The sequence below is a fragment of the Streptomyces sp. NPDC048483 genome, assembly GCF_040651455.1.
Lineage (GTDB): Bacteria > Actinomycetota > Actinomycetes > Streptomycetales > Streptomycetaceae > Streptomyces.
The window spans coordinates 14,441-28,764 of the sequence record NZ_JBEZJZ010000027.1 but is presented as its reverse complement, the minus strand read 5'-3'; the positions used below and the strand labels follow the sequence as shown (position 1 = coordinate 28,764).

Here is a 14,324-nt window from a genome sequence, read left to right as displayed (position 1 = left end):
TACCGTATCGACCTGTGGTGATATTGATTTAATCAATATTGACAACATCAAATCAAGCATAGACAGTCGGATCAATATTCAGGGAGGAAAGCGAGGAGATCTGCCATGCCGATCACCGAGGAGAACACACCCATCAACGCGCCCCGCGGGCTCGCGGGCGTCGTCGTCACCGAGACGGAACTGGGAGACGTCCGGGGCCGCGAGGGCTTCTACCACTACCGTCAGTACTCAGCCGTTGAGCTGGCCGCGGTCCGTACCTTCGAGGACGCCTGGTACCTGATGTTGTACGGCGAACTGCCGGATGCCGGGCAGCTGGCGGCCTTTACGGCCGAGACCGCCGCTCTGCGCGCGTTGCCTGGCGCGGTATGCGACGCGCTGCCCGCCATCGCTCAGGCCGGCCTCGTGTCCGGCCCGCTCGCCGGGCTGCGCACCGCACTGTCGCTGCTGGGTGCGACGGCAGGTTTCCGGCCGCTGTACGACATCGACGCCGACCACCGTCGCGCCGATGCCCTTGCCGCCTGTGCCGCCGTACCGACCCTGCTCACCGCGCTGCACCGGCTCGGCCGTGGCCAGCAGCCGGTGGAACCGCGCGCGGACCTGACGTACGCCGCCAACTATCTCTACATGCTCACCGGCCAGGAGCCGGAGCCCCGGCGCGTCCGGGCGATTGAGGCGTATCTGATCTCCACCATCGACCACGGTTTCAACGCCTCGACGTTCACCGCCCGCGTCATCTCATCCACCGGAGCCGACCTCGCGGCCTGCCTTGTCGGTGCGGTCGGTGCGCTCTCCGGTCCGTTGCACGGCGGTGCTCCCAGCCGTGTCCTCGATACACTCGATGCGATCGGCACGCCGGAGCGCATCGACTCCTGGATCCGTGACCGGTTCCAGCGGGGCGACCGGATCATGGGGTTCGGCCACGCCGTCTACCGCACCGAGGACCCGCGCTCCAGGATGCTGCGCTGTATCGCCGAGGAGTTCGGTGGACCGCGGGTGGAATTCGCCGTCCAGGTGGAGGCAAGGGTCGAGGCGCTGCTGGCCGAGCTCAAGCCAGGACGTGAGCTGCACACGAACGTGGAGTTCTACGCCGGCGTCGTCATGGAGCTGTGCGGGCTGCCGCGCGAGATGTTCACGCCCACCTTCTGCGCGGCCCGCATCGTCGGCTGGAGCGCCAACATCCTGGAGCAGGCCGAGGACTCGAAGATCATCCGGCCGGCGGCCCGGTACGTCGGTCCGCCCCCGCCGCAGCCGGTGCCCGATATCGCGCCCTGACGGCTGCCCTACGCCAAGCGGGAGAGCGGGGACGGGGGAGGCCTGCTGCTGGACAAGTCGGCAGCCGGACGGACGTCGGTGGCGCAGGGGCGACCTCAGGGTGCGCAGGAGGGGTTCCGTTACGATCGGCAGCTCGTCCGCCGCCGGTCCGTGCGGCTCGCCACCCGCACCATGGAGGCGCCCCTTGGCCACGCAACAGATCCCGGTCGTCGTGCTCGCGGGCTTTCTCGGGTCGGGCAAGACCACCCTCCTCAACCACCTGCTCGGCGCCGGCGCCGGTACCCGTATTGGTGCCATCGTCAATGACTTCGGCAGCATCGAGATCGACGCGATGACCGTCGCCGGGCAGGTGGACTCAATGGTCTCGCTCGGTAACGGCTGCCTGTGCTGCGCGGTCGACAGCAGCGACCTCGACACCTATCTGGAGCGGCTGGCCCGCCCCGCCGCCCGTATTGATGTCATCGTCATCGAGGCGAGCGGGCTGGCCGAGCCCGAGGAAGTCATCAGGATGATCCTCGCCAGCGAGAACGACCGGATTGTCTACGGCGGGCTGATCGAGGTCGTCGACGCGGCCGAGTTCGCGGTCACCCGCACCCGGCATCCCGAACTCGACCGGCACATGCGTATCGCGGATCTTGTGGTGCTCAACAAGGCCGACCGGATCGCGGACGCTGCGCGCCAGGAGCTCATGGACACACTCGCCGACCTTGCGCCGGGCCGGCCCGTGGTCTGCACGGCGTACGGGCGCATCGATCCGGAGCTGTTCTTCGACCGTGGGGTGGGAGAGGACCTCGATGCAGCCGTCAGGCAGTTGTCGTTCGAGGATCTGCTGCGGGAGAGCGGTGCGGGCTCGGCCGCAGGTCCCGATCACGCGCACGAGGCGCACCACGGCCATGACCACGGTCCTGGCGAGCCCTGCGGTCACCTCCACGCCGCCTACCAGAGCGTGGAGTTCACCTCGTCGGAGCCGATGAATCCGCATCGACTTATGGGTTTTCTTGATGACCGGCCCACCGGCCTCTACCGCATCAAGGGCTTTGTTCACTTCGATGTCCCGGGCAGCCGACAGAAGTTCACTGTGCACGCTGTCGGCGACTTCCTCCGCTTCTACCCCTCGCCGTGGGGCCGTGACGAGGAGCGCAGTACTCAACTCGTCCTGATCGGCAGCCGGATCGACGCGGCGGCGGTGCGGAAAGAGCTGGCGACGTGCCGTGACGGTGCTCCGCGGGAGGCCTCCGAGCACAGCATGTGGGGCGTCCTGCGCTATGTGGCCTCCCGCGAGGAGTAGCTACGGGCCAAGGGCGCCGCAGGCCGTGGGGCACCGGCTACGAACCGCAGACCGCATCCCCAAGCCCCACAGCCACCACCCCCACACCCACCCACCACCCCCACAGCCACCCACCCACACTGCTCCACCAAGCAAACCGGCCGGCCCCAAAGGACCGGCCGGCCGCCCAACGAACAAGATCCGCTTACACCGGCCCCGCCAGCGCCGCCACCGGCTTCGTCAGCGGAACACCCGAGCCGTCCCGGCGCGGATCCACCTCCGGCAGCTGGACCGGGGCGCCCTTGGCGTCCGCCGCCCGTACCGGTGCCGCGACGGTCCACGCCGTGGTCAGGCAGTCCTCGCCCTTGAGGAACCGCTGGCAGCGCACGCCGCCCGTCGCCCGGCCCTTGCGCGGGTACTGGTCGAACGGGGTGAGCTTGGCCGTGGCCACCGAGTCGTCCAGCGTGCCGTGCGAGCCGGCGACCGTGAACACCATGGCGTCGGAGGCTGGATCGACCGCGGCGAACGCGATCACCTTCGCGCCCTCGCTCAGCTTGATGCCCGCCATGCCGCCCGCGGGCCTCCCCTGCGGCCGTACCTGGGACGCCGGATAGCGCAGCAGCTGCGCCTCGCTGGAGATGAAGACCAGGTCCTCGTCACCGGTACGCAGCTCCGCCGCGCCCACGATGCGGTCGCCGTCCTTGAGGGTGATGACCTCCAGCTCGTCCTTGTTGGACGGGTAGTCGGGCACCACCCGCTTGACGACGCCCTGCTCCGTGCCGAGTGCCAGACCGGGCGAGGACTCGTCCAGTGTGATCAGGCAGATCAGTTCCTCGCCGTCCTGGAGGGTCAGGAACTCCGAGATCTGCGCGCCACCGGCGAGACTGGGTGCCGCGGCCGTCTCCGGCAGCTGAGGAAGATCGATCACCGGGATCCGCAGCAGCCGCCCGGTGGACGTCACCGCGCCGACCTCGCCGCGGGTCGTGGCCGGCACGGCCGAGAGGATCACGTCGTGCTTGACCCGCTTGGCCTCCGCGTCGAACGGCAACTCCCCGGTGACCGTACGTGCGAGCAGCCCCGTCGAGGACAGCAGCACCCGGCACGGGTCGTCGGAGACCTGCAGCGGCACCGCACCGACAGTGGTGCCCGACGACTCCAGCAGGACCGTCCGCCGGTCCGTGCCGTACTTCTTGGCGACCGCGGCCAGCTCGCCGGAGACCAGCTTGCGCAGCTCGGCGTCCGACTCCAGGATCTGCGTCAGCTTCTCGATCTCCTCCTTGAGCCGATCCCGCTCGGACTCCAGCTCGATACGGTCGAATTTGGTCAGCCGGCGCAGCGGCGTGTCCAGGATGTACTGCGTCTGGATGTCGCTCAGCGAGAACCGCTCGATCAGCCGCTCCTTGGCCTGGGCGCTGTTCTCGCTGGAGCGGATGAGGCGGATGACCTCGTCGATGTCCACCAGCGCCGTCAGCAGGCCCTCGACCAGGTGGAGACGGTCGCGCCGCTTGCCGCGCCGGAACTCGCTGCGCCGGCGCACCACATCGAAGCGGTGGTCGACGTAGACCTCCAGCAGCTCCTTGAGGCCCAGCGTCAGCGGCTGGCCGTCCACCAGGGCGACGTTGTTGATGCCGAAGGACTCCTCCATCGGCGTGAGCTTGTAGAGCTGCTCCAGGACGGCCTCGGGGTTGAAGCCGTTCTTGACCTCGATGACCAGCCGCAGGCCGTGCTTGCGGTCGGTCAGGTCCTTGACGTCCGCGATGCCCTGCAGCTTTTTCGAGCCGACCAGGTCCTTGATCTTGGAGATGACCTTCTCGGGGCCGACGGTGAAGGGGAGTTCGGTGACGATCAGTCCCTTGCGGCGGGCCGTGACGGTCTCCACAGTGACCGTGGCGCGGATCTTGAAGGTGCCACGGCCCTTCTCGTACGCGTCCCGTACGCCGCCCAGGCCCACGATCCGGCCACCGGTGGGCAGATCGGGGCCCGGTACGAAGCGCATCAGGGTGTCGAGATCGGCGTTCGGGTGCTTGATCAGGTGGCGGGCGGCGGCGATGACCTCGCCCAGGTTGTGCGGCGGCATGTTGGTCGCCATGCCGACCGCGATGCCGGACGTGCCGTTGACCAGGAGGTTGGGATACGCGGCGGGGAGGGCGACCGGCTCTCGTTCCTGGCCGTCGTAGTTCGGCGCGAAATCGACGGTGTCCTCGTCGATGGACTCCGTCATCAGGGACGTCGCCGACGCCATCCGGCACTCGGTGTAACGCATCGCGGCCGGCGGGTCGTCATTGCCCAGCGAGCCGAAGTTGCCGTGGCCGTCCACCAGCGGCAGCCGCATCGAGAACGGCTGTGCCATCCGCACCAGCGCGTCGTAGATGGACGCGTCGCCGTGCGGGTGGAGCTTACCCATCACCTCGCCGACGACCCGGGCGCACTTGACGTACGAGCGGTCGGGCCGCACGCCCATCTCGTTCATCTGGTACAGGATGCGGCGGTGCACGGGCTTGAGACCGTCGCGGGCGTCCGGCAGGGCGCGGGAGTAGATGACCGAATACGCGTACTCGAGGAAGGAACCCTGCATCTCGTCGACGACGTCGATGTCGAGGATCCTCTCCTCGAAGTCGTCCGGCGGCGGGGTCTTCGTGCTGCGGCGGGCCATCGCGGCTGCGGCTCCTTCTGCTGCGTCTACTGCCGATGTGGGATCAACAATGCCGGGTCGGTCAACACTGTCGGGGTCGACCGGAACCGCCGGTCGACCGGATGTCGGATCGGCCGGCCGGCGCATCGATGTGCCGACGGACCGACGTGTGAGTCTGCCTGAGTCTGACGCGGACCATTGTGGACCGCCCCACTGACAACGCCGACCGCGACTCCCCTTTCGGCTCCCGGGGCGGCCGCGTAACGCCCTCCGTACGGGTCCGCTCGTCCGGGAACTTCGCCAGATGTCGGCGCGGTTGCATAGAGTGACAGGACTTCCTCGCAAGCGGATCGAAGGGACGTACATGCCCATGGGTCACACGGCCACAGAACAAGCCGGCTCCGGCGGCCTGACAGCGACCGAGCACCGGCTCGCCAACGGCCTGCGCGTGGTGCTCTCCGAAGACCACCTGACCCCGGTTGCGGCGGTGTGCCTGTGGTACGACGTCGGCTCCCGCCACGAGGTCAAGGGCCGTACGGGCCTGGCGCACCTCTTCGAGCACCTGATGTTCCAGGGGTCAGCCCAGGTGACGGGCAATGGCCACTTCGAGCTCGTCCAGGGCGCCGGCGGATCGTTGAACGGCACCACGAGCTTCGAGCGCACCAACTACTTCGAGACCATGCCCGCACATGAGCTCGAGCTCGCCCTCTGGCTGGAGGCGGACCGGATGGGCTCGCTGCTGGCCGCGCTCGACGACGAGTCCATGGAGAACCAGCGCGACGTCGTCAAGAACGAGCGCCGCCAGCGCTACGACAACGTCCCCTACGGCACGGCCTTCGAGAAGCTGACGGCCATGGTGTACCCGGACGGCCACCCGTACCACCACACCCCCATCGGGTCGATGGCCGACCTGGACGCGGCCTCCCTGGAGGACGCGCGGGCGTTCTTCGGTACGTACTACGCGCCCAACAACGCCGTCCTGTCGGTCGTCGGGGACATCGACCCCGAGCAGACGCTCGCCTGGATCGAGAAGTACTTCGGCTCGATCCCCTCGCACGACGGCAAGCAGCCGCCGCGCGACGGCACGCTGCCCGAGGTCATCGGCGGCCAGCTGCGCGAGGTCGTCGAGGAGGAAGTGCCCTCCCGCGCCCTGATGGCGGCCTACCGCCTGCCGCACGACGGCACCCGTGAGGCGGACGCCGCAGACCTCGCACTGACCGTCCTGGGCGGCGGCGAGTCCTCCCGGCTCTACAACCGCCTGGTACGCCGCGACCGCACCGCCGTCGCCGCCGGCTTCGGTCTGCTGCGGCTGGCCGGGGCGCCCTCGCTGGGCTGGCTGGACGTGAAGACGTCCGGCGGCGTGGAGGTCCCCGACATCGAGCGCGCCGTCGACGAGGAGCTGGCCCGCTTCGCCGAGGAGGGGCCCAGCCCGGAGGAGATGGAGCGCGCGCAGGCCCAGTTGGAGCGCGAATGGCTGGACCGCCTGGCCACGGTCAGCGGCCGCGCCGACGAACTGTGCCGCTTCGCCGTCCTGTTCGGCGACCCGCAGCTCGCGCTGAGCGCCGTCCATCGCGTCCTGGACATCACCCCCCAGGAGGTGCAGGAGGTCGCCAAGGCCCGGCTGCGCCCCGACAACCGCGCGGTGCTCGTCTATGAGCCCACCGAGCCGACCGCCCCGGCCGACCCGGCCGCCGACACCGAGAACGAGGAGGCGGACCGGTGAGCGACTCCACCACCCGCGCAGACTCCGCCACGCCCGCCATGGACTTCCACCCCCAGCCCCAGGGCGGCGCGCCCAAGCCCTGGGCCTTCCCGGCCCCCGAGCGCTTCCGACTCGCCAACGGGCTCACCCTGCTGACCAGTGACCGCCCCGGCCAGCAGGTCGTCGCCGTCGAGATCAACCTCGTCGCCCCTCTGGAGGCCGAGCCCGAGGGCCTGGACGGCATCGCCACGATCATGGCGCGCGGCCTGTCCGAGGGCACCGACAAGCACAACGCCGAGGAGTTCGCCGCCGAGCTGGAGCGCTGCGGCGCCACCCTGGACGCGCACGCCGACCACCCCGGCCTCCGGGTCTCCCTCGAGGTGCCGGCATCCCGGCTGCCCCGCGCGCTCGGCCTGCTCGCCGACGCACTGCGCGCCCCCGGCTTCCCGGACAGCGAGATCGAGCGCCTGGTACGCAACCGCCTCGACGAGATCCCGCACGAGCTCGCCAACCCGGCGCGGCGTGCCGCGATGGCGCTGTCCAAGGAGCTGTTCCCGGCCACCTCCCGGATGTCGCGGCCCCGCCAGGGCACCGAGGAGACCATCGAGCGCATCGACGCCGCGGCCGTACGCGCCTTCTACGACGCCCATGTACGGCCCGCCACGGCCACCGCCGTCATCGTCGGTGACTTCACCGGCGTCGACCTGGAAGCGGCGCTCGCCGACACCCTCGGCGCCTGGACCGGCTCCACCGCCGAGCCGCTCAAGGCCTCGGCGATCACCGCCGACGACACCGGCCGCGTGGTGATCGTGGACCGCCCCGGAGCCGTCCAGACGCAGCTGCTGATCGGCCGCATCGGCGCCGACCGGCACGACCGGATCTGGCCCGCTCAGGTGCTCGGCACGTACTGCCTGGGCGGCACGCTCACCTCCCGGCTGGACCGGGTGCTGCGCGAGGAGAAGGGCTACACCTACGGGGTGCGGGCCTTCGGCCAGGTGCTGCGCTCGTCCGCCGACGGGAGCGGCGCCGCGATGCTCGCGATCAGCGGGTCGGTGGACACCGCATCCACCAGGCCGGCCCTCGAGGACCTCTGGAAGGTGCTGCGGACCCTTGCGGCAGAGGGGCTGACGGACGCCGAGCGGGATGTCGCGGTGCAGAACCTGGTCGGGGTCGCGCCGCTGAAGTACGAGACCGCGGCGGCCGTCGCGGGCACGCTCGCCGACCAGGTGGAGCAGGACCTCCCGGACGACTTCCAGGCGCAGTTGTACGCCCGGCTCGCCGAGACCGGGACGGTCGAGGCGACCGCGGCCGCCGTCAACGCCTTCCCCATGGACCGGCTGGTGACGGTCCTGGTGGGTGACGCCGCGCAGATCGCCGAGCCCGTCAGGGAACTCGGCATCGGCAAGGTGACGGTCGTCAGCGGCTGAGAAAACCCGTTGTCTGACCGCTGGTCAGGCATGGATGGGTCATATATCGACAAGGCGGCTCCCGTGGTGCACCTTCGCCACGGGAGTCGCTGTATGTCCGGAATGGTGTGGCTGGTTGCCCGATGCCCCTGTGGCGTACGGCACAAAGAGCCGGTTCTGTTTGCCGATTGAAAGATGTCCCGATTAGCGTCGGTCCGGCTGTTCGTCACAAGTCCGCCACAACAGTGGCACCGGACAGTCATCGCCGAGTCCCCGTACGGCGCGAGCCAGGGGAGCCGGGGACCCACACGTCCCCTGGGGTGAATCGGACTCCTCTCCGGAGGAGCCCGTAGGAGACCTTCCTGCTCCGAACCCGTCAGCTAACCCGGTAGGCGACAAGGGAGGAAAGGACAAGCCAGCACATGGCGTTCACCCGTGCCACCGGGAAACATCGTGGTGCGAGCCGCACGGCTCGTACGACCCGCAAGATCGCCGGGATAGCCACCCTCGCGGCCACCGGCGTCGTCGCCTCCGTCGCCTCCCCGGCGATGGCCGCCACCAGTGAGGCGCACGTCGAGGACACCGGTCTGCAGCAGGCCGTCGTGATGGGCGACGAGCTCGCCAGCCGCGTCGAGGCGCAGGCCGACGCGCAGCAGGCGGCCGCCGAGGCCGCCGCCGCGCAGGCGAAGGCCGAGGCCGCGGCGAAGAAGGCGGCCGAAGAGGCGCAGCGGCTCGCCGAGGCCGCCAAGAAGAAGGCCGAGGCGAAGGCCAAGGAGGAGCGGGAGGCCAAGGAGCGCGCGGCCCGCGAGGCGGAGCGCAAGCGCCTGAACGCCTTTGTCGCCCCCGTCGCCGGCTCCTACGTCTCCACCGGCTACAAGGCCTCCAGCAGCCTGTGGTCCTCCGGCAGCCACACCGGCATCGACTTCCACGCGGCCACCGGCACCTCCGTCCACGCCGTCGGCTCGGGCACCGTCGTTGAGGCCGGCTGGGGCGGCTCGTACGGCAACAACATCGTGATCAAGATGCACGACGGGACGTACACCCAGTACGGCCACCTGTCGTCCATCGGGGTCTCGGTCGGCCAGACCGTCACCCCCGGCCAGCAGATAGGCCTCTCCGGTGCCACCGGCAACGTCACCGGCCCGCACCTCCACTTCGAGGCCCGCACCGGCCCCGACTACGGCTCGGACATCGACCCGATCGCGTACCTGCGTTCGCACGGCGTCGGCGTCTGACGCTCCGCGCGCCCAGGTGAAGCCCCGGCCATCGGCCGGGGCTTCCGCGTATCCGGCGGGCGGCAGGCGCCGGGCCGTCCGGGGCCGTGGCGGACCATGACGGACCCGTGGCGGACCATGACGGACCCATGGCCAAAAAATATCCATGAATTACCGGAGGCCGTCGGAAAAACCGTTCCGGTCGAATAGAGTCACACAAAACTCGCCGATCGGCGGGTTTCCCGGGGATTACGGCGGAGGCACGGACGATGCGAGGCCATCTTTCCGCGCATGCGGTGTGCACGGCGATTCGCGATGACATTGTCTCCGGTGCGCTCGCACCGGGGAGCCGGCTGATCGAGGAAATTCTCGCAGCCCGCTACGGCGTCTCCAGAGTTCCGGTCCGCGAGGCGCTGCGCACCCTGCAGTCCGAGGGCTTCGTCACCACCCGCCACCATGCGGGCGCCTGTGTCGCCGAGCCCACCGAGCAGGAAGCGGCCGATCTCCTGGACATCCGCGCCCTGTTGGAGCCGCTGGGCGCCGCCCGGGCCGCCGCCCGCCGCAGCCCCGCCCACCTGAAGGTGCTGCGCGGTCTCGTGCGGCTCGGCCGCGAACGGGCCCGGCACGGTCACCCCGCCGATGTGCGCCAACTGGACGGCTGGTTCCACGAGACGCTCGCCCAGGCGGCCGGCAGCCCCAGCCTGACGGCGCTGCTCACCCAGCTACGGCGCAAGATCGAGTGGATGTACGTCGTGGAACTGCCCGCGCGCGCCGCCGAGTCGTGGGACGAACACGGCGCGGTGCTGGACGCGGTGGCCCGCGGAGACGCGGAACGGGCCCGCGCCCTGATGGCGGCTCATATCGAACGTTCCCTCCCGGCGCACCGGCTGCGCCACCCCGCCGCGCCCGCGGTGAGGGACGCGAAACGGCCCGTCAACACGGGGCGTGCCCGCAATTAACATGCGGGCTGTATACAAAGGGGCGGGTAATGGGCGGGGCAATGGTTCCCGATGATCGGGGACCGGTATTTCTGCGCCTCATTTCCGGGGCCGGAGTAATTTGCACCCCGGGATTTCGGCGTGCCCGTACGGTGAATTCGGTCCGGATGGTTTCCTGCGGCGCCGCTTCACGCAAAGAAATGCCCCGCAGCGAATGGCCCCCGTGGCGAATCACCCCGGTCCGCACACCGGAATCGCCACGCACAACAACCACGCGCAGCAACCACCCACAGCCGTCACCCACAACAAGCCCCCGATGCAGCCCCCACCACAAAACGGCCCCGCGGCGGCGACCGTTTCCGGTCACCGCGGCGGGGCCGCGGACAGAGGAGAGCAGGGGCACCCCGACGGCGTCAGACCGTCTCGGGGAGCTCCTCCAGGCCCTCGGCGACGAGCTTCGCCAGGCGGTCGAGCGCGGCCTCGGCGCCCTCGGCGTCGGAGGCCAGCACGATCTCCTCGCCACCCTGGGCGCCCAGGCTCAGGACCGCGAGCATGGAGGCCGCGTTGACGGGGTTGCCATCGGCCTTGGCGATCGTCATCGGGATGCCGGCCGCGGTGGCCGCCCGGACGAAGATCGAGGCGGGGCGGGCGTGCAGGCCCTCGGCCCAGCCGACATTGACGCGGCGCTCAGCCATGGTGGTGCCCTTCAAGTCGGGTGACTGTTGTCTAGACCATTCTCTCACGCTGCCGGGAATGCTCCGGCAGCCCTGCGTTGTGGCAGAGGGTACGCATGCCGTGCCGGTTGTCGGTGCCCCGCCGTACGCTTGTCCGCATGCAGACGCAGCCGGACCACGCGTACCCGACCCACTGGGAAGCCGACGTGGTGCTGCGCGACGGCGGCACGGCGCAGATCCGTCCCATCACCCCTGACGACGCCGAGCGCCTGGTCTCGTTCTACGAGCAGGTATCGGACGAGTCGAAGTACTACCGCTTCTTCGCGCCCTACCCGCGTCTGTCCGACCGTGATGTCCACCGGTTCACCCACCACGACTACGTCGACCGGGTAGGCCTCGCCGCCACCGTGGGCGGCGAGTTCATCGCCACGGTCCGCTACGACCGGATCAACGACCAGGGGCTGCCCGCCAAGGACCCCGAGGACGACCAGGCCGAGGTCGCCTTCCTGGTGCAGGACGCCCATCAGGGCCGAGGCGTCGCCTCCGCCCTCCTGGAGCACATCGCGGCCGTCGCCCGCGAGCGCGGCATCCGCCGGTTCGCCGCCGAGGTGCTGCCCGCGAACTCCAAGATGATCAAGGTGTTCACGGACGCCGGCTACACCCAGAAGCGCACCTTCGAAGACGGCGTGGTCCGGCTGGAATTCGACCTCGAACCGACCGAGCAGTCCATGGCCGTGATGCGCGGCCGCGAGCAGCGCGCCGAGGCCCGATCCGTCCAGCGGCTGCTCGCCCCGGGGTCGGTCGCCGTCATCGGGGCGGGACGCGCCCCCGGCGGCGTCGGCCGCTCCGCCCTGCGCAACCTCCTCGACTCCGGCTTCACCGGCCGCGCCCACGCCGTCAACCACGCCTTCCCCGAGGGCATGGACCGCCTCGAGCCCGAAGGCGTACCCGCCGTCCGCTCGCTGCGGGAGATCCCCGACCCGGTCGATCTGGCGGTCATCGCCGTCCCCGCGGCCCGTGTCCCCGACGTGGTCCGCGACTGCGGCGAACACGGCGTCCAGGGCGTGCTGATCCTCTCCTCCGGTTACGCCGAGGCGGGCCCCGAGGGCCGCGAGCGGCAGCGCGCCCTGCTCCGTCAGGCCCGCTCGTACGGCATGCGGCTCATCGGGCCCAACGCCTTCGGCATGATCAACACCGCCCCGGCCGTCCGGCTGAACGCCTCTCTGGCGCCACAGATGCCCGGTGCGGGCCACATCGGCCTGTTCACCCAGTCCGGCGCGATCGGCATCGCGCTGCTCAGCGGGCTGCATGCGCGCGGCCCCGGTGAGGGCGGCATCGCCGGTATCTCCGCCTTCGTCTCGGCCGGCAACCGCGCCGATGTCTCCGGCAACGACCTCCTCCAGTACTGGTACGACGACCCGGACACCGATGTGGTGATCCTCTATCTGGAATCCATCGGCAACCCCCGCAAGTTCGCCCGGCTCGCCCGCCGTACCGCCGCCGTCAAACCGGTCGTGGTCGCCAAGGGTGCCCGGCACAACGGCACCGCCCCGCTCGGCCACGCCGTGCCCACGGTCCGTATCCCCGACGGCACCGTCGCCGCCCTGATGCGGCAGGCCGGGGTGATCCGCGTCGATACGGTCACCGAGCTGATCGACGCCGGACTCCTGCTGGCCTCCCAGCCGTTGCCGGCCGGTCCGCGCATCGCCATCCTGGGCAACTCCGAGTCGCTCGCCCTGCTGGCGTACGACGCCTGCCTGACCGAAGGCCTGCGTCCGCTGCGCCCCCATGTGCTCGCGCCCACGGCGACACCGGACGACTTCCGGGCCGCGCTCGCCGAGTCGCTCGCGGGCGAGGGCTGCGACGCCGTCGTTGTCACGGCCATCCCCTGGGTGGGTGAAGGGGAAGATGCCGTTCCGGGCACGAGCGAGGGCACCGCGCTCGCCGTCGCCCTGCGCTCCGCCGCCACGGCGGACCCGGCCAAGCCGGTTGCCGTCGTCCACCTCGCCATGGACGACCTGGCCGGGACGCTGGCCGCACCGGGGGAGTGCCCGGAGCCGCCGGCCCCGCCCGCCGAGCCGCCGGCCGCGCCCCGTGCCGAGCCGTCGGCCCCGGACGGCGCGCCGGCACAGTCCCACCCCAGCACCCCCGCGCAGATGCCCGACGGCGCTCCCGCCCAGGCCTCGCCCAGACCCCCGCTGCCCCCGTACCCTCCCTACCCCCCACGCCCCCCGGCCCCGCCCTCCGCCGGCCCGCAGACCTCCCGCGACGCCACGCCCCCGCCTCCGGCCCGACCCCGTCCTGTCCCCGTCCGCATCCCCGCATACCCCGCCGCCGAGCGTGCCGTCCGCGCGCTCGCCGAGGCCGTCCGCTACGCCGCCTGGCGCCGCGATGCCGCCGAGCCCGGCCGGGTGCCCGAGTACGACGACATCCAGGAGACGGCCACCGGGGCCGACATCGACCGGCTCCTCGACCGCCTCGCCCCAGGCCCCGAACGCTCCGCCCCGCTGCCCGCCGCCGACGCCGAGGCCCTACTCGCCCGCTACGGCATCCACGCCCGCCCCTCCCTGCCCGCCCCCGACCCCGACTCCGCCGTCCGCGCCGCCGCCCGGCTCGGCTATCCGGTCGCCCTCAAGACCACCGCACCCCATCTGCGGCACCGCGCCGACCTCGGCGGCGTCCGCCTGGACATCGCCGGCGAGCGCGAACTGCGCCGTACGTACGCCGAATTGACCGACTTCCTCGGCTCGCCCGAAGAGCTGCGCCCGGTCGTCCAGGCGATGGTGCCGCGCGGCGTCGACACGGTCGTCCGGGCCGCCATCGACCCGGCCGCAGGCGCCGTCCTCTCCTTCGGGCTGGCCGGCGCCCCCTCCCAGCTGCTGGGCGACATTGCCCACCGGCTGATTCCGGCCACCGACCGCGATGTCGCCGACCAGATCCGGTCGATCCGCGCCGCCCCGCTCCTCTTCGGCTGGCGCGGCTCGCAGCCCGTGGACACCACCGCGCTCGCCGAGCTGCTGCTGCGCGTCTCCCGGCTCGTCGACGACCACCCCGAGGTCGTCGGCGTCGACCTCGAACCGGTCGTCGTCGCACCACACGGCCTCTCCGTCCTGGGAGCCGGCGTCCGCCTGGCCCGGCCCCCTGCCACCACCGACCTCGGCCCCCGCCGCCTGCCCGTCTACTGAGGCTCTCGCGGCACGGCAGGCCCCGTAAGATGGA

9 protein-coding genes and 1 riboswitch are annotated in these 14,324 nt (G+C 70.9%); of the genes, 7 read left to right on the top strand and 2 right to left on the bottom strand.

What is annotated here, in order from left to right:
• Positions 1–105 precede the first annotated feature (105 nt).
• Together AB0D04_RS16785 and AB0D04_RS16780 are read left to right on the top strand one after the other, a co-directional pair.
• The gene (locus AB0D04_RS16785) at positions 106–1,272 is read left to right on the top strand and encodes a citrate synthase/methylcitrate synthase (RefSeq protein WP_362703473.1); all 1,167 of its coding nucleotides are present in this window, start codon (positions 106–108) and stop codon (positions 1,270–1,272) included.
• 184 nt (positions 1,273–1,456) lie between these two features.
• Positions 1,457–2,560 (top strand): CobW family GTP-binding protein, encoded by a 1,104-nt coding sequence (locus tag AB0D04_RS16780; protein ID WP_362703471.1) that lies wholly within the window; start codon positions 1,457–1,459, stop codon positions 2,558–2,560.
• 184 nt (positions 2,561–2,744) lie between these two features.
• On the opposite strand, the gene AB0D04_RS16775 is transcribed toward AB0D04_RS16780, so the two are convergent.
• Positions 2,745–5,192, bottom strand: a complete 2,448-nt coding sequence (locus tag AB0D04_RS16775) for a DNA topoisomerase IV subunit A (RefSeq protein ID WP_362703469.1) — start codon at positions 5,190–5,192, stop codon at positions 2,745–2,747.
• A 349-nt stretch (positions 5,193–5,541) separates the two neighbouring features.
• Between AB0D04_RS16775 and AB0D04_RS16770 the strand changes: the two genes are divergently transcribed.
• The 4 genes from AB0D04_RS16770 (at position 5,542) to AB0D04_RS16755 (ending at position 10,452) form a co-directional block, all read left to right on the top strand.
• The gene (locus AB0D04_RS16770; protein ID WP_362703533.1) at positions 5,542–6,894 is read left to right on the top strand and encodes a pitrilysin family protein; all 1,353 of its coding nucleotides are present in this window, start codon (positions 5,542–5,544) and stop codon (positions 6,892–6,894) included.
• 38 nt (positions 6,895–6,932) lie between these two features.
• Positions 6,933–8,300 (top strand): pitrilysin family protein, encoded by a 1,368-nt coding sequence (locus tag AB0D04_RS16765; protein WP_362703532.1) that lies wholly within the window; start codon positions 6,933–6,935, stop codon positions 8,298–8,300.
• A gap of 232 nt (positions 8,301–8,532) precedes the next feature.
• A riboswitch (cyclic di-AMP (ydaO/yuaA leader) is annotated at positions 8,533–8,688 on the top strand.
• A gap of 13 nt (positions 8,689–8,701) precedes the next feature.
• On the top strand, positions 8,702–9,514 hold the full coding sequence (locus AB0D04_RS16760; protein WP_362703468.1) for a M23 family metallopeptidase: 813 nt from the start codon (positions 8,702–8,704) through the stop codon (positions 9,512–9,514).
• Between the two features lie 248 nt (positions 9,515–9,762).
• A complete protein-coding gene (locus AB0D04_RS16755; RefSeq protein ID WP_362703466.1) occupies positions 9,763–10,452 on the top strand; it encodes a GntR family transcriptional regulator in 690 nt (229 codons plus the stop codon).
• Positions 10,453–10,844: 392 nt separating this feature from the next.
• Here AB0D04_RS16755 and AB0D04_RS16750 read toward each other — a convergent pair whose 3' ends face one another.
• Positions 10,845–11,126 carry an HPr family phosphocarrier protein gene (locus AB0D04_RS16750; protein WP_362703464.1) on the bottom strand — a complete coding sequence of 94 codons (282 nt, stop codon included), beginning with the start codon at positions 11,124–11,126 and terminating at the stop codon, positions 10,845–10,847.
• A 137-nt stretch (positions 11,127–11,263) separates the two neighbouring features.
• Here AB0D04_RS16750 and AB0D04_RS16745 point away from each other — a divergent pair, with 137 nt between their 5' ends.
• On the top strand, positions 11,264–14,290 hold the full coding sequence (locus tag AB0D04_RS16745; RefSeq protein WP_362703462.1) for a GNAT family N-acetyltransferase: 3,027 nt from the start codon (positions 11,264–11,266) through the stop codon (positions 14,288–14,290).
• The last annotated feature ends 34 nt before the right edge of the window (positions 14,291–14,324 follow it).